The sequence below is a fragment of the Hoeflea sp. IMCC20628 genome, assembly GCF_001011155.1.
Taxonomy (GTDB): Bacteria; Pseudomonadota; Alphaproteobacteria; order Rhizobiales; family Rhizobiaceae; genus Hoeflea.
The window spans coordinates 582,887-601,711 of the sequence record NZ_CP011479.1; the positions used below are offsets into that span (position 1 = coordinate 582,887).

The window sequence follows — 18,825 nt, forward strand, 5'->3', positions numbered from 1 at the left end:
GACCGCCGCCACAGTTGATTGATTAGTGGTGCGCCGCTATCAGACCGCGACAGACTGAACCAGGCGGACCGGTGCATGCCCAAACTGCTGATTGTTACCGATGCCTGGCGTCCGCAGATCAACGGGGTGGTCCGGTCGATCGAAAACCTGGTGCGCGATCTCGCGTCGCTCGGCATTGATGTTGATATTCTTTCGCCTGCCGAATTTCGTACTCTGCCTTTGCCGGGTTATCCGGAGATCCGGCTGGCTTTTACGACGCCTTGGGCTGTGGCGCGGCGCATGGCCGAGTCAGCTCCCGACTATATCCATATTGCCACGGAGGGGCCGCTGGGTTTGTTGGCCCGCCGTGCCGCGCTCAAGCGCAATGGTTTCACCTCGAGCTATCACACCCGGTATCCGGAATATGTCTCGGCGCGCTATCCCATGCCGGAAAGCTGGCTTTATGTCTTCATGCGCTGGTTCCACAATGCCGGGCGCGGCTGTCTGGTGGCAACGCAAAGCCTGCGAAGCGAGCTCCAGGCCAAGGGCTTTCACAATCTGCACATCTGGTCGCGCGGCGTCGACACCAAGCTGTTTCACCCGGATTATCCGGCGCCGCTTGATCTGCCGAGGCCAGTGTTTTTGCATGTCGGGCGGATGGCGGTGGAAAAGAATGTCGAGACGTTTCTCGCCATGGATCTGCCCGGGACCAAGCTGGTGGTCGGCGGCGGGCCGATGCTTGAGGATTTCAAGGCGCGCTACCTGGATGTCACATTTACTGGCGCCAAATCCGGGGCTGAACTGGCGGCGCTTTACTCGATGGGCGACGTCTTCGTGTTTCCGTCGCTGACCGACACTTTTGGTTTGGTCTTGCTCGAAGCCCTGGCCTCCGGGGTTCCGATTGCTGCCTATCCGGTCACAGGGCCGGTGGACATTCTGGGTGATAGCGGGGCGGGCGCGCTGGATCAGGATCTGCGCAAGGCGGCGCTTGCCTGTCTTGGAGTTCCGCGTGAACTCCCCCGCAGGCGCGCTATGGATTTTTCCTGGCAGGCCTGCGCCCGGCAGTTCCTGCATGCGACCTATATCAGCTATGGCGTGACTTCGAATTTGAAGAACGCGGAACGGGCAGCAGATCTGTAACTGTCGGCGCTGACGGAAGTGGCGGGCCTCATGGGGAAAGCCTGTCTTCATAAAACCGTCATCTCAGCGTCATGATGCTGCAATCGTGCCTGTGCCACATCCCCGGATATCAAAACCGGGAGATTGCCATATGTCACGACTGCTCAGCTTCACCTCCGTTCTTGCCTTGATCGCGGCTTCCGCCTCGGCCGCAGACATGAACTTCAACCGCGTGTCGTCCTTCGCCACACCGCTCAACATGGCGGCCGGTGAAGATCAGGATCGCGAGACCTCATCCGAAATCATCGCCGCCACCGAAGACGGCATGCGGCTTGTCTATACCGACAGCCCGCTGGGTGTGGTCGGCCTCGTCGATATTTCCGATATCGCTGCGCCAAAGCCCTTGGGCAATGTCGAACTCGGCGGTGAGCCGACATCGGTCACCATCATCGGTTCAAGCGCCTTTGTCGCCGTCAACACCTCGAAGGATTATGTCGCTGTCGGCGGCAAACTGGTGACCGTGGACATCGACACCAAAGCCGTGACGGCTGAGTGCGATCTTGGCGGACAGCCCGATTCCATTGCCAAGGCCAAAGACGCTTCATTCCTGGTGATTGCCATCGAGAATGAACGCGATGAAGATCTCAATGACGGCGTGTTGCCGCAAATGCCAGCCGGGCAGGTGGCGATGATCGACGTCAAGGACGGGGCTGCCGATTGCGGCAGCCTGCGGTTCACCGATGTGACCGGGCTTGCCGACATCGGCGCGGACGATCCGGAACCGGAATTTGTCGACGTCAATGGTTTGGGTGAAACAGTTCTCACATTGCAGGAAAACAACCATCTCGTGGTGATCGGCCGCGACGGCAAGGTGATCTCGCATTTCTCCGCAGGTGCGGTGACGCTTGAAAAAGTCGACCTGACTGATGAGCGTGCAGCACTCCTGTTTATCGAAACTCAGGCTGACCGCAAGCGCGAGCCGGATGCGGTGAAATGGATCGACGATGATCATTTCGCCATTGCCAATGAGGGCGATTACGAAGGCGGATCACGCGGCTGGACCATCTTCAACAAGGACGGCAGCGTGGTTTACGACTCCGGTATGTCGCTGGAATATGCCATTGTTGAAACTGGCCATTATCCCGACAAGCGTTCTGACGCCAAGGGCGCAGAGCCTGAATCGATCGAGGTCGGCACGTTTAACGGCAAGCCCTATGTCTTTGTCGGCGCCGAGCGCGCATCTGTCGTTGGCGTTTATGATGTCAGCGATCTGGCCAAGCCGGTTCTTGTGCAGCTGCTGCCTTCGGGCATTGCACCAGAGGGCATCGTTGCGATTGCTACGCGCAACCTTGTGGTCACGGCCAATGAAGCCGACCTGATCGAGGATGGCGGCGTGCGCAGCCATGTCATGGTCTATGAACAGCAGGAAGCGCCTGCCGCCTATCCGCAGATTACCTCGCAAGGGGCTGACAGTCTCATCGGCTGGGGCGCCCTGTCGGGTCTGGCCGCTGATCAGGAAAAAACCGGCATGCTGTATGCGATCAATGACAGTTTCTACGGCTATCAGCCGCGGATCTTCACGATCGACGCGACGCAGACGCCCGCTCGCATCATCTCCGCGCTCGACATCACCCGTGGCGGTGTTCCGGCCCAGAAGCTGGATATCGAAGGCGTGACGCTGGATGGCAAGGGCGGTTTTTGGCTGGCGTCCGAAGGCCGGACGGACCGGCTGATCCCGCATGCGCTCTACAACGTCAACGCCAAGGGCGTGATCAAGACCGAAATTCCGCTGCCAGCCGAACTGCAGGCACAGGAAATCCGCTTCGGTTTCGAAGGCATTGCCCGCGATGGGGATGTGCTGTGGATGCCGATGCAGCGCTCCTGGAAGGATGACGCCAAGGGCGAAGTCAAGCTCGTCTCCTACAATGTCGAGAGCGAAGAGTGGGGCGCCGTGCGCTACGCACTCGATGCGCCGGCCGACAAGGGTTGGGTCGGGCTGTCCGACATCGAGATCCACGGTGACTATGCTTACATCATCGAGCGGGACAACCAGATCGGCGAGAAAGCCGCGAACAAGAAGATCTACCGCGTCGCCATGAGCCAGATGGTTCCTGCTGCCTTGGGTGGCGAACTGCCGCTGGTTGAAAAGGAAGAAGTGCGGGATCTGTTGCCGGACCTGAAGTCGCTCAATGGCTATGTTGTCGACAAGGTCGAAGGCCTGGCCATTGACGCCAACGGCAAGGCCTATGTTGTCACGGATAATGACGGTGTTGACGACAGCTCCGGCGAAACCCTGTTCTTCACCGTTGATGGGCTTGCCTCCGTTTCGAACTGAAGCTGATTTTTCGCATATCGAGCGGCCGGACGGGAAAACCCTGTCCGGCCGTTCGTGTTATGGGCTCGGCGGGGTCACGGATTTGCGCCATTGCGACAGGAACCGTACCCGCTTGGCCCGGTCGAGCGAGACCAGCAGCGCCGGCGACAGCGGAATTGGCCGAAGCGTCAGCTCATCATCGTCACTCAATCGCGCCAGTGCCGCCGGTCCGCTCAGCGGCGTGAGCAGCCGGGTTTCACCATCAAGGATTGCCCGTCCCTGCGGTGACAGAGCCAGCTCCAGAAAGGCGCGGGCAGCAGTGGCGTCCCGGGCTTCGCGTGGAATGTAGCCAGCGCGGGCCAGCACCAGCGTATAATCGCTCGGCAGGATGACGCCGATGCGTGGATCGTTTTCCGCGCGCGACAAGGCATAAGATCCCAGCACATTGTAGCCGATGAAAGCGCGGCCATCGGCGACCCGGTCGATGACTTCCGAGCTGCAGCAGAAGGTGGCGACGCTGTTGCGCCCGAAGCCTTCGATCAACCGGCCCCAGGTGCTGGCTTCGGTGGAATCCTGAAAGGCGAAGAGATAGCCGACACCGGAATCCTCGATGTCATAGGTGGCGATGCGTCCGTTGAGTTTGCCCGATTGGCGCATCAGGTCGATCAGATCAAAGCGGCTCCGCGGCGGACCGTCCTCTTCGAACGCGGCCTTGTTGTAGACCATGACGGCGGGTTCATAGGTCAGGCCGATCAGTTCGCCGCGCCATTGCGCCCAGTCGGGCAGGCTTGAAAGAACCGGGCTGCCGATCACGCGGGCACAGCCGCCATTGACCAGACGGACCTGCTGGGCGATCGACGAGGAAATCACCAGGTCGGCATAGAAGACCCGATCCGAGCAGGCACTTGAGACACTGGCGTCGAGATTGTTGGAGGTGTCCTCGATATAGGTCACCGCAACGCCGGGATTGCTTTGCTGGAACGCTGAAATCAACGGCTGCATGAAATCCAGATCGGTGACGCTGGCAATGACCAGATTTCCGAATTCTGTGCCGCGAGGATCAAATCTTGTGGTGGTTTCTGCTGCATCAGCGAAGCTGGAAATGCTCAATAGGGCGACACTGACCACTGATAGGAAAACTGAGCGGCGGATCATTCGGCGTCACCTTCGGGATGAATGGCAGAAGGCGCGTCCGCAAGCGGCAGGTCAATGCCGACTTCGAACCCGCCCTCGGGGGAAAAGGCAGTCCGGATTGAGCCGTGATGAAATTCGGCGACTTCTGCAACGATCGCCAGACCGAGCCCGGCGCTTTGCGGGTTGGAAGCATCGCGAGCAAACCGCTGGCCGATCTTCTCGAGCTGAACCGAGTTCATTCCCGGCCCCTGATCATGGGCGGCGATCAACGCCGTGCCGCCCTCAGTGATGCTCACTTTCAGGCAGACCGGCGGGTTGCCGTGCGCCAGCGCATTGGTGATCAGGTTGCGTGCCGCCTCGCGCAGGCTGAAGGCATCGCCGGTGACCATCACCGGATCGGCGGGCAGATCAAGCTCGATCCCCTCGGCGCCGCCGGTGCGGCGGGCTTCGCGTTCTGCCTCCACTGCGACGCGACGGAGATCGATCAACTCCAGCGTGGCTGAATCGGCACGATGAGTGACCAGCGCGTGCGACAGCAATTGATCGGTCAGGCGGCTGACGCCGACCGACCGGTCACGGATACGTCTGAGCAGCGCCCTGAGTTTCTGCGGATCGTCCTCCTCCAAAGCGAGTTCGGTCTGCGCCCGGAGCGCGGTGATCGGGGTGCGCATCTGGTGCGCAGCATCGGCAACAAAATCCTGCATGTCGCCGACCCGCTTGTCGAGCCGGGCCATGAAGCGGTTGATCGCCGCCACCAGCGCCTCGACCTCGCGCGGCGTGGTGGTGGAGAACGGTGTCAGATCCTTGGGGTCGCGCGCCAGCAAGGCATTTTCCACCCGGCGCAACGGACTCAGCGCCAGGTGCATCGCCAGCAGCGCCAGCGCCAGGGTAACGCCGCCGGCGATGATGACGCCGATAACGGCGCGGGCGACAATCTCGTTGGCGAGTTCGGAGCGGGCGCGCAAGGTTTGCGCCACGATTACGGTGATCGGACCGCGCACGGCCCGTTCGGCGAGAAAGCGCTGCATCTTGATGGCGCGAATGGCTTCGCCGGAAAATGTGGCATCGTAAAGCAGCGGCCCGTCGTCACGTTCTGTGGCCTCAGGCAGGGGGACGGTTTCGTCACCGGTCAGGGTTTCGCCGCCGGGGCCGATGATCCGGTAGAAAATCCGGTCCTCCGACGCCAGCGACAACAGGCCGAAAGCCGACAGCGGGATGTCGATGACGGTTTCGCCCTCGACAACGCCGATCCGCTCGGCAATCTGCAGCGCGGCACCGGTGAGCAGCCGGTCAAAGGCGCGCGTCGCTGCAGTCTGACCATAGCTAAGTGCTGCCACAGCCGTTCCCGCCGCGGCGACGGTCAGCAGCAGTGTCAGCAGCAGTGTCAGCCGCCATGCAATGGAGCGGGAGCGGCTGGCGGCCGGATAGGCTGACACAAAGCTCACCGGGCAGCCGCATCGGATTTGCTGGTCAATGCCTGATAGCCAAGGCCGCGCAGGGTTCTGATTTCCAGTCCGGAGCCGGAGACCTTGCGGCGCAGCCGGCCGACATAGAGTTCGATGGCATTGGGCCCGGCGTTGGCGTCCATACCGAACAGGCGGATGACCAGTTCATCCTTTTCCAGCACGCGACCCTTGTTGACCAGAAAGATTTCCAGCAGCAGTTGCTCGCGCGGGGTGAGCTGCAATTGTTCGCCGTCGACGCTTGCCAGCCGCGTCGCCATGTCGAATTCGAGATTGCCGGCCGACAGTGTTGCGCCGGCTTCCCCGCTGCGACGGCGCACGATGGCCCGCACCCGGGCTTCGAGTTCGCCCAGATCGAAGGGTTTGACCATGTAGTCGTCGGCGCCGAAATCCAGCGCGCCGATCTTGTCATCCACGGCCAGCCGGGCGGTCAGCACCAGCACTGGCACGGCGTTCTTGCGCTGCCTGAGCCATTTGAGGAAATCCAGCCCGGAGCCGTCGGGAAGATTGATGTCGAGGATCACCAGATCATAGGCCGAGGTGGCGGCGAAATGCTTGGCGTCTTCGAGGAGGCCGGCCCGGTCACAGCTATGTCCACCGCGCCCCAGCCGTTCGGTGATGGCCTCGGCGACATCGGTCGTGTCTTCGACGACCAGAAAATGCATCGGCAACTCCTCCCGCTCTCAAAACGTCCAGTTGACAGCTGACTGACAGCTTTTTGCGTTAGCGTAGCTGCCATACCGCTTTTGAGGAAAGGCGGCTCGTTCATTTGGAGGAAATCATGAAGAATTTTGTTGCGCGGCTTGCCGCTACCGCCGTTGCCGTCGTCTCGCTGACGGCTGCCGCTCATGCGTTCGATCCGGGTTCGACCGAGTGCATTGCACCGGCAAACCCAGGCGGCGGCTGGGATTTCACCTGCCGTCAGGCCGGCAAGACCCTGCAGGATCTCAAGCTTGTGTCCGGCACCATGCAGGTCACCAACATGGCTGGCGGCGGTGGCGGCGTGGCTTTTGCCGAAGTCGTCAACAAGCGCAATGACGCCAACAATATGATCGTTGCTGCGTCGTCCGCCACATCGACTCGTCTGGCGCAGGGTGCCTATCCCGGCAACACCATGGATCAGGTCCGCTGGATCGGCGCCGTTGGCGCTGATTACGGCATTGTTGCCGTGGCCAAGGACTCGCCGATCAACACGCTGCCTGAGTTGCTGGAGCTGATCAAGAATGATCCGTCTTCGGTCTCTATCGCCGGCGGTTCCGCTGTTGGCGGCTGGGATCACCTCAAGGTTCTCATCGCGGCCAAAAAATTCGGCATCGATGATGTCCGCACCATTAAATATGTTGCTTTCGATGGTGGTGGCGAGGCTGTAACCCAGCTGCTCGGCGGTTCGGTTCAGGCCTTTACCGGCGATGCATCGGAAGCCAAGGGTTTTGTCGATTCCGGCGACATCAAGGTGCTGGCTGTGCTAGCGCCCGAGCGTCTTGAAGGCGACTTCGCCGCGTTCCCGACTGCCAAGGAGCAGGGCATTGACGTGATCGGCGCCAACTGGCGCGGGTTTTACGCTCCCGGCGGCATGTCCGACGAAGCCTATGACTACTGGGTTAATGCCATCGGCACCGTCTATGACAGCGCTGAATGGAAGGACGTGATGGCTCAGAACGGTCTTGCTCCGCTCAATATGCGCGGTGCTGACTTCCAGGCTTTTGTGGCTGAATCGGTGGATTCGATCACCGCCATCTCCAAGGAAATCGGTTTGATCCAGTAAGGATCTGTCGAACTGCCTCCGCCCGGTCAACGGGCGGAGGCTTTCTGTTTACGGCGACATCTGCCGGAGCATCGAGGGGGAGGGCGCCATGAGCGACCGGATTATGGGAGGCCTGGGCCTCCTCTTGGCACTGTTTTTCATCTGGCAGGCGACGCTGATTCAGGAAAGCTTCATTTCCGATCCGGTTGGCCCGAAGGTGTTCCCGATCATCATCGGAGTTCTGGTCGGCATTTCCAGCCTGGCGATCTTCTTCAAGCCCGATGACGAGCCGGAATGGCCGGAGTTCAGCCGGCTGTTTGAAGTCGGCATGACGGTCGCCGTGATGGTCGCCTATGCCTATGCGTTGCCGCTTATCGGTTTCGTCGTGTCCACCGCATTTGCTGCCGGATTTCTGTCCTGGCGGCTCGGCACGCCACCGATCAAGGCTGTGATTGCCGGGGTCACGATCGCCGTCGGCATTTATGTCGTTTTCCATCTCATCCTGGGTCTGTCGCTTGCGCGCGGCCCGTGGGGATTTTGAGGCAGGGTCATGGACACACTTAACGCACTTGCACACGGGTTTTCCATTGCCCTGACATTCCAGAACCTCGGCCTGGCGCTGATAGGCTGCTTTCTCGGCACCATCATCGGCGCACTGCCGGGGCTTGGACCGTCGAATGGCGTTGCCATTCTCATTCCGCTGGCCTTCTCGCTCGGCCTCGATGCGACGCCGGCGCTGATCCTGCTGACCAGCGTTTATTACGGCGCCATGTATGGCGGCCGCATTTCGTCGATCCTGCTCAATATTCCCGGTGACGAACCGGCGCTGATGACCACGCTCGACGGCTATCCGATGGCCAAGAAGGGCATGGCCGGCGAAGCGCTGGCGCTGTCCGGCATTGCCTCTTTCGTTGGCGCCTTTTTTGCCACCTGGGGGCTGGTGTTCCTGGCGCCGCAGTTGGTCAAGGTGGCGCTGCTGTTCGGTCCGGCGGAATATTTTGCGCTGTTTGCGCTGGCCTTTGCCACACTGGGCGGTATCGCCAGCAAGAACCAGGCAAAGGCCGCGATTGCCGCAGGCCTCGGGCTTGGCATTGCGATGATCGGTGTCGACGGCCAGACCGGCGTGCCCCGCTTCGCGTTCGGCGAAGTGCATCTTTATGACGGCATCGACTTCCTGGTGGCGATCGTCGGCCTGTTCGCGCTGTCGGAAGTGTTCATCTTTCTCGAGCATCGCGGCACCCCAAAAGCCACGGGCGACGCGGCTGCCGTCAAGCTTGGTCGGCTGACACCGCCCTTGTCGATGCTCAAACAGACAGCGCCAACCATGGCAAGGTCGACGGTGCTGGGCTTCATTGCCGGCGTCTTGCCAGGCGCGGGCGCTTCGCTCGGATCGTTCATCGCCTATTCGGTTGAAAAGCGGCTGGTCGACAAGGACAACACCTTCGGCACCGGTGATCCGCGCGGCGTGGCGGCACCCGAGGCCGGCAACAATGCGGCAGCCGGCGGCGCGCTGGTTCCGATGCTGGCGCTCGGCGTACCGGGTTCCGGCACCACCGCGGTGCTGCTGGCGATGCTGCTGGCGCTTAACATCACGCCAGGACCGCTGTTGTTCACCAACAATCCCGACGTGGTCTGGGGCCTGATTGCGGCGCTGTTCATTGGTAACCTGATGCTGCTGATCATGAACATTCCGATGGTCAGCCTGTTCGTCCGGGTGCTGCTGGTGCCCCCGCGCTATCTGATGCCCGCCGTGGCGATGATCTCGTTTGTCGGCATCTATGGCATCTCCGGCTCGACATTCGATCTGATGGTGATGGTGTTCTTCGGTGTGCTGGGCTGGCTTTTGAGAAAGCTGGAAGTGCCGCTGGTTCCGGTGATCCTCGGCATCCTCCTGGGCAACCAGATGGAAGCAAACATGCGACGGGCAATGACCATCTCGGATGGCGACTGGAGCGCATTGTTTGCCTCGCCCCTGTCGATCGGGCTTTGGCTGTTTGCGTTCTTCGGCTTCATCATGCCGATCGTTGCCGGACGGTTTTTCCGGTCGAAACTGCCCCGCACCGACAGCGATGCTGATCCGGATTGAGCCCCGATTGATGAGACCGCTGGCTATGGCTCCAGCGGTTCATTGCTGCGCTTGATGGTTCCATCCAACCATGAAGCGCACTAGGTTCGTGGTTGCAGCAGGCTGATTCTGCTCGGACGGCCACGCCGTAATCTTCGGTCAATGCGGGAGTTGAAGACATGGCGACGGGTTCCTGGCAAACCCCACTGCTGACGTTTGGCATCGCCGCGCTTGGCGCCGTGATCACTTATGCCCTGTCCTTTCCGGCTCCGTTTCTGACCGGTCCGGCAATTGCCGTCACGTTCGCCGGGCTTGCCGGTGTCAAGACCCAGGCAGCGCCGCAGCGCTTGCGTGATATGGTGTTCGTCATTCTGGGTCTCACCATCGGGCAGGGCGTCACACCCGACGTGTTCGGAGCGATGCGAACCTGGCCGGTGACGCTCGCAGCGCTGGGGGGCAGCCTCTTTGCCATCATCTTCTTCACCCGGGCAGCGCTGATGCGGTTCTGGTCGATGGATGCGGCGACGGCCTTCCTGTCGTCTTCGCCCGGGCATCTGAGCTATGTTCTGGGACTGTCGGAAGGCGTGAAGGCGGATCTGAAGATCGTCAGCATTGTTCAGTCGATCCGGGTTCTGGCGCTGACGCTGCTGGTTCCGGTCGCGGTGACGCTAACCGGCCAGATTCCCGACCGCGCGCTGGAAGTTCCGATCGAAACCGCACCCGGTCCGCTGCTGGCCTTGATCATAGCCGCCGGGCTTGCAGGCTATGGGTTGCAGCGGCTTAAACTGCCGGCGGCCTACCTGATTGGCGGCATGCTGGTGTCCATTGCAGCTCATGTCACAGGACTGGTGAGCGGTGTGATGTCATTCTGGCTGGCGGCAGCGGCGTTCGTGTCTCTGGGCGCCCTGATCGGCTCGCGGTTTTCCGGCGTCACCGGGCCGGAACTTCGCCGCGCATTCAGTGCCGGTGTGATGGTCACGGTGCTAGGCGTTGTGCTGGCCGGAATGTTTGCAGTGCTTGCGCACTGGATCACGGGCATGGATCTGATCGCCATCCTGGTGGCTTTCGCGCCGGGCGGGCTCGAAACTATGGCGGCGATGTCGGTGATCCTCGGCATCGATCCGACATTCGTCGCCACCCATCATGTGGCGCGATTGTTGATGCTGACCGCGATTGTGCCGTTCTTTGTGCTGCGTGGCCGTGGCAAATAGCTTGGCCGACTGCTTTTTCGCGTTTGCGCCATTTTATTGCGAGCCCATCTGCACTATGTGGAGGGGGTCCGAAATGACAAAGAGTGGGGTGCATCGTGAGCGTGACCAAAGAAGAGATTCTGGCCAAACTGAAATCGGTCAAGGGACCTGATCTTGAGGGCAATATTGTTGATCTCGGTCTGGTCTCGGAGATCTTCATTGCCGATGCGAAAGTCTATTTTTCGCTGACGGTTCCAGCCGCCCGTGCGCAGGAGCTTGAACCGCTGCGCGAGGCTGCCGAGCGCGCCACCAAGACCGTTCCCGGTGTCCAGGGTGCCATGGTGGCGCTGACAGCCAGCAAGGAGCCTGGCTCAACACCGCCGCCGCCGCGCCCTGTGCCACAGGCTGCAGCGCAGGCGCATAGCCATGCGCCGGCGAAACCCGCTCAATCGCAAGCCAAGCCCAAGACCGATGTGCCGGGGATCGCCACGATCATTGCCGTTGCCTCGGGCAAGGGGGGCGTTGGCAAATCCACCACAGCCGTCAATCTGGCGCTCGGGCTGCAGGCAACCGGTCTGAAAGTCGGCATACTTGATGCCGACATCTATGGTCCGTCGATGCCGCGGCTGCTGGGCATATCCGGACGGCCGGAGCAGCTTGAAGGCCGGATACTCAAGCCGATGGAAAATTATGGCCTCAAGGTCATGTCGATGGGGTTTCTCGTCGCCGAAGACACGGCGATGATCTGGCGTGGTCCGATGGTGATTTCGGCGCTCAACCAGATGCTGCGCGAAGTCGCCTGGGGCGAACTCGACGTGCTGGTTGTCGACATGCCGCCCGGCACCGGCGACGCCCAGCTGACAATGGCGCAGAATGTGCCGCTGGCCGGTGCGGTGATCGTTTCGACCCCTCAGGACCTGGCGCTGATTGATGCCCGCAAGGGGCTCAACATGTTCAACAAGGTCAATGTGCCGGTTCTGGGCATTGTCGAGAACATGAGCTATTTCATCTGTCCTGATTGCGGCAGCCAACATGACATTTTCGGTCACGGCGGCGCACGCGACGAGGCAACGCGGATTGGCGTACCATTTTTGGGCGAAGTGCCGCTGGCAATGCCTATTCGCGAAACCTCCGATGCCGGAATGCCGGTGGTGGCGACGGCTCCTGACGGACCGCATGCCAAGATCTATCTCGAGATCGCAGCAAAGGTGCGCGCGCGCCTGGAAGAGCTTTCCGGAGACGGCGCGCGGACAATGCCGGAGATTGTGTTCGAGTAAAGCGTCCTGTTCATCGCTTGACGGTTTGAGCGCCGGTCAGTCCCCGGCGCTCAACATGGCAAACATCGCCAACAACCCTTGGTCCAGCGCGTCGCTTTGCGGCTCGCTTTGGGACGAGGTGCAGGCAATCACCGTGCCGGTATCCGGATCGCAATAGAGAAACTGGCCGTGAATGCCGGCGGCAAGAAAGGTGTTTGATGCGCCGCCGACCTGGTACCAGTTGTTGCGGTAACGGCCGGTCTTGAGAAAGCTGGCCTGGGTGCCCTTGGCCCAGACGTCAGCATCGCCATTTTGCTGCATGTCGGCGATCCACCGTGCGGAGACGATCTGGTTGCCATTTGCGGCTCCACCACCAATCAGCATCTGACCCAGCGCCAGCAGATCATGCGGGCGGCAGGAGACGCCGCCTGCGGTGCGCGGGGCACCGTGCGGGTCGACTGTGATAACCGCGTCGGCTGTGGCGCCGAGCGGCTGCCACAAAAGCCGGGCGCACAAATCAGGAAAGCGCTCGCCGGTCGCCCGTTCCAGCACGATCCCGAGCATATCGGAATTGGGCGAGAGATAATCGTGAACACCGCCATGCGGGCCGCGGGCCTTTTTCAGGCTGCACAGGAACGACAGCATCCCTTCGTCATTGCCCGCCTCTGATGGCGGGTTCCACGACATGGCACGCCGGTAGCGGGCATAGGCTTCAAGCGACAGATAGGATTCATCGAAATCGAGGCTGACCCGCATGTCGAGCAGATCCTGTACCTTGGCGTCGGCATAGGCGCTGTTTGCAGATTCAGGCACCAGAGTGCCGACCAGCGTCGCAGGATCCAGGACCCCCTGATCCTCCAGGATGCCGGCAACCAGCGCGGTAATCGATTTCGAGATCGAGAACACCAGATGCGGATCGCGGCGGTCGACGCCCGGGGCGTGCCATTCGCACACTACCGAGCCATGTTTCGACAGGATGAAGCTGTCGGCTTCGCTGCGGGTCAGCAGGTCTGCAATGCTGTGGTCGGCGCCGCGGGCTGCCGGCCGGGCCAGCAGGTCGGGATTTTGCACAGGATCAGGCAGTTCGGCGCTGCTGGCGGTCTGGATCCGGGCGGAGCGCACCATCTCCGCCACATTGCGAAATGACCAGAAGCTGTAGGGACGCGTGCGCCAGTTGGCGAGCGTGATGGCATCGCGGGCAAAGCCGTTGCGTGTCTCGAATTCGGTGGCGCGTGCCATAATTTCCCTCGTATTTGCGGCCATTGGTGCAGCCGCGACAAAAACATGATAAAAAGGGTTTCCTTTTTCTGGAAGCATTCTAAACTAGGTTCACTTCCGATTGGAAGGCAGCATGAGCACCGGAGCCAGATAATGCGTTTGACACGCCAAACCAATTACGCCGTGCGGATCTTGATGTATTGCGCGGCGAATGACGCGCCGTTGAGCCGGATCGGCGACATCGCCAAGGCCTATGCGGTTTCGGAATTGTTCCTGTTCAAGATCCTGCAGCCCTTGACCAAGTCCGGTCTGGTCGAATCGGTGCGCGGGCGCAATGGCGGCGTACGGCTTGGCCGTGCTGCTGACAAGATCACTCTGCTCGACGTCGTCAAGGTGACTGAAGACAGTTTTGCCATGGCTGAATGCTTTGAGAACGATGCCAGCGAATGTCCATTGGTCGATTCATGCGGATTGAACACCGCCTTGAGGGAGGCCTTGGGGGCGTTTTTCGAAGTGCTGTCGACCTATTCGATCGATGATCTGGTCAAGGCACGGCCCTCGATCAACTTCCTGCTCGGACTTGAAGAGCATCAGCCGGTCGTACCAGCAGCACCGGCGGCCTAAAGCAAAAACTTACAGTCTCAAACCGATTTCCCGGCCTTCATATATGGCGTATGCCGCCTGGCGTGGAGCAACTCCGTCGCCAATTTCCCTGATGCCAATGCCACGTTGTTGCAGATCAAGAGCGAGACTGTTCTCGGCCATGTTGGCGGTGGCAAAAACAAGCGTTTCAGCCTTGATCTCGGTTTCGCGACCATCGAGGAATGACTGCACGGTGGCAGACGTCCCGGACCACCGGGTGATGGCGCTTTCGACGATGAACTTCACGCCCAGACCGGCCAGTGTCCGGCGCAGCGGAAAATCGGCTGCAGTGCGTTGCAGTTCCTTGCCGACGAGTGGATCCGGGGTGACGATGGTCACGTCATGGCCGTCTTCGGCAAGTTTCCATGCTGTGCCGCATCCCTTCCAGTTGCCGCCCTCATCAAGCACGATAACGCGATGACCGGGCCGGACTTGCCGCGTCATAATGGCCTCCGTTGAACAGATATTGCCATTTTCAATGCCGTCCAGGACTTCGACGTGGGGGATGGCTTTCTGGAAGCCGGTGTCAGAGGGAAGAGACCCGGCTGCGATTATCACCTCGTCCGCTTTTTCGGCGACGACATCGTCCGCGTCCATATAGGTGTTGAGTCGTATCTCGACCTGGAGCCTGGTCAATTGCCGCTCGTACCATTCGATCAGTTCAATGATTTGTCCCCGCCGGGGTTGCAGGCCTGCCAAACGATAGGCACCGCCCAAATGAGGTGAAGCTTCAGCCAACACCACGCGATGGCCGCGTTCGGCGCTGACGCGCGCTGCCTCCAAGCCGGCTGGTCCACCACCGACAACAAGCACTGATTTACGCTGGGCTGCGGGTGTAAAGCGATCACCACCCCACTCGGCCTCGCGGCCGGTCGAGGGGTTGACCACGCAGGATATCCAATAGTCCCTTGAACGTCGGCCCCAGCACATCTGGTTGCACGACAGGCAACCTCGAATGTCTTCTGCTCGCCCCTCGCGGGCCTTGTTGGCGAGATGCGGGTCGGCTATCTGTCCACGGACAATCGAGACCAGATCAGCCTGTTCTTCACCGAGCACGGTTTCGGCATTGTCAGGTGTGCGGATATGGCTTTCTGCGGTGACCAGCGCGTGTGTGACGACGCCTTTGAGCGTGGAAGCCAGATCCGTGCCGAGCTTCTCCGGATAAATAAATGTCGGCATCAGCTTGTAGAAATCGAAATAGCTGCCTGTGCCGCAAGTGACATAATCAATCATCTGCTCGCGATCATGACGCTCGATGATTTCACTGATGGCTTCGCGCTGCAGGGCAACCTCGAAATCCGGTTCGTCGTTGACTGCGAGCCCGATAATGAAATCATCGCCGCAAATATTGCGGATGCGAGTGATGATCTCGCGGGAAAAGCGGGTCCTGTTCTCCAGGCTGCCGCCCCATTTGTCGTCACGCCTGTTTGACCACGGTGTCCAGAACTGATCGACAAGACCGTGATAGGCGGCCCAGACTTCGACGCCATCGAAACCGGATTCCCGACACCGCCGCGCGGCTTCGACGAAGCCGGTGATGGTTTCCTTGATCTCCGCCTCGCTCATGGCATGGGAGCCGTCGCTGTCGTGGTAGCTCGGCATGCCTGAGGGCGACCAGGCCGCATGAAAAGCGTTGTCCTGATCGCCATGGCTGCCGACATGATAAAGCTGCTGGATGGCAACAGCGCCGTGACCCTTGATCGCGTCAGTGACCTTGCGGAAATGCGGGATCACGCCGTCGTCGCTGTGGCGGAAATTGCCGCGTGTCAGCACCGCAGCGGCATGGACCGGCATCGGCTCGACCACCACCATCGCCGCACCGCCCAAGGCGCGTTCGGCGTAATAGGCGGCGTGGCGTTCGGTCGGCAGACCCTCGACAGCCATGTTTGTGGTGTGCGCGCCAAATACAATGCGGTTGCGGAGGGTGTGCCCACGCAGGTCAACCGGCGAGAACAGTTTCTTGAAGCTGCGCGTGGTCATTGTTCTCGCCTCCATGATCTACGCCGAGAGGAACATGCTAGCACGCGGCGCGTCCAGCACTGTATTGACTGCGAAATGCGATGGTCTCGTTGCGCAGTCATCTTCGATGGGCAAGCCGACCGCTACACCAAGTTTTGGTTCAACAGGCTTGTAAGGGGCAAGCGGCTAATTTAAACGATTAAAAACCCTCAATCATGCGCCTGGTGCGTCATGTCCGAAGTGGAGCAAGCGGTGAGCAAGACAATATCCCCGGACTGGTGGCGCGGCTGCGTCATTTACCAAGTCTATCCCCGATCCTATCAGGACACCTCCGGCGACGGCATCGGCGATATCCGCGGCATCATTAAGCGGCTCGATCATATCGCCTCGCTGGGGGTCGACGCCATCTGGCTGTCGCCGTTTTTCAAGTCGCCAATGGCTGACTTCGGCTATGACGTGTCGGATTATTGCGATGTCGATCCGATGTTCGGGACATTGTCGGATTTTGATGAACTGACTGAACTGGCGCATGCCAAGGGGCTGAAGATCATCATCGACCAGGTGATCTCGCACTCGTCCGATCAGCATGCCTGGTTCAAGGAGAGCCGCTCGAGTCGGGACAATCCGAAGGCCGACTGGTATGTCTGGGCCGATCCCAAGCCTGATGGCACGGCACCCAACAACTGGTTGTCGATTTTTGGTGGTCCGGCGTGGGAATGGGATACCGCGCGGCGGCAATACTACATGCACAATTTCCTGGCCTCGCAGCCGGACCTGAATTTCCATAATCCCGATGTGCAGGACGCGATCCTGGATTCGGTGCGGTTCTGGCTCGATCGCGGCGTCGACGGCTTCCGCCTCGACACTGTCAATTTCTATGTTCACGACAAACAATTGCGCGACAATCCACCGCTGTCGCTGTCAACCGAAGACGGCAACTTCATGGGGGTGGATGCGCCCGACACCAATCCTTACGGCTTCCAGGACCATCTCTACGACAAGTCCCAGCCAGAAAATATTGTCTTTCTGCAGCGAGTCAGGGCTTTGCTCAACGAGTATGAAGGGCGCACGACGGTTGGCGAAGTCGGCGACGGCCGCCGCTCGCTCAAGACCGTCGCCGCCTATACCAATGGCGGCGACAAGCTGCACATGTGCTACACCTTCGACATGCTTGGCGGTGAGTTTTCGGCCGAGCATTTCCGCCGCAGCATCGCCAACTTCCAATCGGTGGTCAAAGACGGCTGGGTCTGCTGGTCATTCTCCAACCATGATGTCGAACGCCACGTCTCGCGCTGGATGCAGGAAGGCGATGATCCTGAGCATCTGGCACGATTTGCCATCACCATGCTGTCTTCGTTCCGCGGGTCGATTTGCCTCTACCAGGGCGAGGAACTGGGGCTGGAAGAAGCTCATATCGCCTTTGAGGATCTCACCGATCCCTACGGCATCCGCTTCTGGCCAGCCTACAAGGGCCGCGACGGCTGCCGCACGCCGATGGTCTGGGAGCGGCAGGGTGCAAATGCAGGGTTTTCAAAGGCGTCGCGAACGTGGTTGCCGGTGCCCGAAAGCCATCGCGCCCATGCGGTGGATCAGCAGGACAAGGTTTATGGCTCGGTTCTCAACTACTACCGGACCATGCTGGCCTCCCGCAAAAACCATCCGGCTCTGATCGATGGTGACATGATCTTCATCGAGACCAATAAGGATGTTCTGGCCTTCATCCGCCAAACCCAGGAGCAGAGGTTGGTCATCGTGCTCAACCTGCACCGCGAGCCGCAGTCGGTCATATTGCCGGAAAATCTGATGGTCAGGGAAGTGCTGCATCTGCCCGGATGCGCCGGCGGCATTCATGATGGCGTGTTAACGCTGCGCGGGCTCGACGGGTTCTGCGGGCTGCTGTGACGCTACCTGCCAAATGATCAGCAGGCGCTGATCATTCGCCGTCGTCGGGAATTTTGAGGATGTTGCCGCAGGCCTTGCAGTGCACCGCATCAGCGTCGTGTCGATACAGGCCGCAATTTGGGCAGCGAAACGTCACCTTGAACGGCCGGACCACAGCCTGGGCGAGGCGGACAAACAGCGAAATGCCGACAATCATGGTGACGATTGCCGTCAATTTTCCGAATGTGCCGGGCAGAATGATGTCGCCAAAGCCGGTGGTGGTCACCGTCGCCACGGTAAAATAGAGCGCGTCGACAAATCCGTCGGTGCCGTCCTGGCGGTAGAAGAAGAACGTGTAGACAAAGCCGGTGGTCATGAACAGGAAGACCACGACATTGATCGAGGCGCGAATGACGTCGGTGAGTTCCGACTGGCCGATCTTGCGAAGCCCGACTTTGAGCAACGGGCTCTGGCCGATGGCCCAGATCCGCATGGCGCGAAGGAAGGCGAAATTGTAAAGCAGGTTGGGTAACAGCAGCGTTCCCAAAATAACCAGATCCACCCATGTCATTGACTTGAGCAGCCAATCGCGCGGGCGGCGTGCGATGGCCGCCTTGACCACCAGCTCCAGAGCGATCCAGGCTGCGATCAGGTAGTCGAGCACCAGGTAGTTCTCACCTGTGCGCAGATACGGCCCGAAGATGAAAAAGGCGATGATCGCCAGATCGATGCACGCCAGCACCGCCTGGAAGCGGATTGCCGACAGGCTCTCGCCGGCATAGAGCCGCCGCAGGGTCTGGCGCAGATTTTCCTTCATCGTGTAGCCATGTCCTATTTCCCGTCATCCCTGTCCCTGGCCAG

Annotated in this window: 15 protein-coding genes; 9 read left to right on the forward strand and 6 right to left on the reverse strand. The window is 60.4% G+C overall.

All coding sequences use genetic code 11. The annotated features are described in order from the left end of the window. Positions 1 to 75 precede the first annotated feature (75 nt). Entirely contained in the window at positions 76 to 1,119 is a 1,044-nt protein-coding gene (locus IMCC20628_RS02730) for a glycosyltransferase family 1 protein (RefSeq protein ID WP_047028927.1), read from the forward strand. A gap of 130 nt (positions 1,120 to 1,249) precedes the next feature. Next, entirely contained in the window at positions 1,250 to 3,433 is a 2,184-nt protein-coding gene (locus IMCC20628_RS02735; RefSeq protein WP_047028928.1) for an esterase-like activity of phytase family protein, read from the forward strand. A gap of 57 nt (positions 3,434 to 3,490) precedes the next feature. On the opposite strand, the gene IMCC20628_RS02740 is transcribed toward IMCC20628_RS02735, so the two are convergent. From IMCC20628_RS02740 to IMCC20628_RS02750, 3 genes are read right to left on the reverse strand one after another with little or no spacing between them, the layout of a single operon-like run. Then, positions 3,491 to 4,567 (reverse strand): ABC transporter substrate-binding protein, encoded by a 1,077-nt coding sequence (locus IMCC20628_RS02740; RefSeq protein WP_047028929.1) that lies wholly within the window; start codon positions 4,565 to 4,567, stop codon positions 3,491 to 3,493. Then, positions 4,564 to 5,991 carry a sensor histidine kinase gene (locus IMCC20628_RS02745; protein ID WP_052766267.1) on the reverse strand — a complete coding sequence of 476 codons (1,428 nt, stop codon included), beginning with the start codon at positions 5,989 to 5,991 and terminating at the stop codon, positions 4,564 to 4,566. The genes IMCC20628_RS02740 and IMCC20628_RS02745 overlap by 4 nt, the downstream gene beginning before the upstream one ends. Next, positions 5,988 to 6,674, reverse strand: coding sequence for a response regulator transcription factor (locus tag IMCC20628_RS02750; protein ID WP_047028930.1), 687 nt, complete (start codon positions 6,672 to 6,674; stop codon positions 5,988 to 5,990). The genes IMCC20628_RS02745 and IMCC20628_RS02750 overlap by 4 nt, the downstream gene beginning before the upstream one ends. A gap of 116 nt (positions 6,675 to 6,790) precedes the next feature. Between IMCC20628_RS02750 and IMCC20628_RS02755 the strand changes: the two genes are divergently transcribed. The 5 genes from IMCC20628_RS02755 (at position 6,791) to apbC (ending at position 12,285) form a co-directional block, all read left to right on the forward strand. Then, positions 6,791 to 7,774 (forward strand): tripartite tricarboxylate transporter substrate-binding protein, encoded by a 984-nt coding sequence (locus IMCC20628_RS02755; protein WP_047028931.1) that lies wholly within the window; start codon positions 6,791 to 6,793, stop codon positions 7,772 to 7,774. An 88-nt stretch (positions 7,775 to 7,862) separates the two neighbouring features. Then, positions 7,863 to 8,294 carry a tripartite tricarboxylate transporter TctB family protein gene (locus IMCC20628_RS02760; RefSeq protein WP_047028932.1) on the forward strand — a complete coding sequence of 144 codons (432 nt, stop codon included), beginning with the start codon at positions 7,863 to 7,865 and terminating at the stop codon, positions 8,292 to 8,294. 9 nt (positions 8,295 to 8,303) lie between these two features. Continuing rightward, a complete protein-coding gene (locus IMCC20628_RS02765) occupies positions 8,304 to 9,839 on the forward strand; it encodes a tripartite tricarboxylate transporter permease (protein ID WP_047028933.1) in 1,536 nt (511 codons plus the stop codon). Positions 9,840 to 9,997: 158 nt separating this feature from the next. Continuing rightward, positions 9,998 to 11,029 (forward strand): AbrB family transcriptional regulator, encoded by a 1,032-nt coding sequence (locus IMCC20628_RS02770; RefSeq protein ID WP_047028934.1) that lies wholly within the window; start codon positions 9,998 to 10,000, stop codon positions 11,027 to 11,029. Positions 11,030 to 11,121: 92 nt separating this feature from the next. After that, positions 11,122 to 12,285: an iron-sulfur cluster carrier protein ApbC gene (apbC, locus tag IMCC20628_RS02775; protein WP_156174634.1), complete on the forward strand. Its 1,164-nt coding sequence runs from the start codon at positions 11,122 to 11,124 to the stop codon at positions 12,283 to 12,285. A gap of 36 nt (positions 12,286 to 12,321) precedes the next feature. Here the strand turns inward: apbC and IMCC20628_RS02780 are convergent, their stop codons facing one another. Then, entirely contained in the window at positions 12,322 to 13,503 is a 1,182-nt protein-coding gene (locus IMCC20628_RS02780; RefSeq protein ID WP_047028936.1) for a serine hydrolase, read from the reverse strand. Positions 13,504 to 13,635: 132 nt separating this feature from the next. Between IMCC20628_RS02780 and rirA the strand changes: the two genes are divergently transcribed. Continuing rightward, positions 13,636 to 14,106, forward strand: coding sequence for an iron-responsive transcriptional regulator RirA (rirA, locus tag IMCC20628_RS02785; RefSeq protein ID WP_047028937.1), 471 nt, complete (start codon positions 13,636 to 13,638; stop codon positions 14,104 to 14,106). 9 nt (positions 14,107 to 14,115) lie between these two features. On the opposite strand, the gene IMCC20628_RS02790 is transcribed toward rirA, so the two are convergent. Beyond that, positions 14,116 to 16,104 (reverse strand): FAD-dependent oxidoreductase, encoded by a 1,989-nt coding sequence (locus IMCC20628_RS02790; protein WP_047028938.1) that lies wholly within the window; start codon positions 16,102 to 16,104, stop codon positions 14,116 to 14,118. A 231-nt stretch (positions 16,105 to 16,335) separates the two neighbouring features. On the opposite strand from IMCC20628_RS02790, the gene IMCC20628_RS02795 reads away from it, so the two are divergent. Beyond that, positions 16,336 to 17,985 (forward strand): alpha-glucosidase family protein, encoded by a 1,650-nt coding sequence (locus IMCC20628_RS02795; protein ID WP_245307866.1) that lies wholly within the window; start codon positions 16,336 to 16,338, stop codon positions 17,983 to 17,985. Positions 17,986 to 18,016: 31 nt separating this feature from the next. Here the strand turns inward: IMCC20628_RS02795 and IMCC20628_RS02800 are convergent, their stop codons facing one another. Further along, complete coding sequence (locus IMCC20628_RS02800; RefSeq protein WP_047028940.1) at positions 18,017 to 18,781, reverse strand: ion channel; 765 nt, start codon at positions 18,779 to 18,781, stop codon at positions 18,017 to 18,019. Positions 18,782 to 18,825: the final 44 nt, after the last annotated feature.

Bases quoted from the DNA above. Each gene is read 5' to 3' on its own strand.
- IMCC20628_RS02730 (WP_047028927.1), top strand. From the start codon at position 76: ATGCCCAAACTGCTGATTGTTACCGATGCCTGGCGTCCGCAGATCAAC.
- IMCC20628_RS02735 (WP_047028928.1), top strand. From the start codon at position 1,250: ATGTCACGACTGCTCAGCTTCACCTCCGTTCTTGCCTTGATCGCGGCT.
- IMCC20628_RS02740 (WP_047028929.1), bottom strand. From the start codon at position 4,567: ATGATCCGCCGCTCAGTTTTCCTATCAGTGGTCAGTGTCGCCCTATTG.
- IMCC20628_RS02750 (WP_047028930.1), bottom strand. From the start codon at position 6,674: ATGCATTTTCTGGTCGTCGAAGACACGACCGATGTCGCCGAGGCCATC.
- IMCC20628_RS02755 (WP_047028931.1), top strand. From the start codon at position 6,791: ATGAAGAATTTTGTTGCGCGGCTTGCCGCTACCGCCGTTGCCGTCGTC.
- IMCC20628_RS02760 (WP_047028932.1), top strand. From the start codon at position 7,863: ATGAGCGACCGGATTATGGGAGGCCTGGGCCTCCTCTTGGCACTGTTT.
- IMCC20628_RS02765 (WP_047028933.1), top strand. From the start codon at position 8,304: ATGGACACACTTAACGCACTTGCACACGGGTTTTCCATTGCCCTGACA.
- IMCC20628_RS02770 (WP_047028934.1), top strand. From the start codon at position 9,998: ATGGCGACGGGTTCCTGGCAAACCCCACTGCTGACGTTTGGCATCGCC.
- IMCC20628_RS02780 (WP_047028936.1), bottom strand. From the start codon at position 13,503: ATGGCACGCGCCACCGAATTCGAGACACGCAACGGCTTTGCCCGCGAT.
- rirA (WP_047028937.1), top strand. From the start codon at position 13,636: ATGCGTTTGACACGCCAAACCAATTACGCCGTGCGGATCTTGATGTAT.
- IMCC20628_RS02790 (WP_047028938.1), bottom strand. From the start codon at position 16,104: ATGACCACGCGCAGCTTCAAGAAACTGTTCTCGCCGGTTGACCTGCGT.
- IMCC20628_RS02800 (WP_047028940.1), bottom strand. From the start codon at position 18,781: ATGAAGGAAAATCTGCGCCAGACCCTGCGGCGGCTCTATGCCGGCGAG.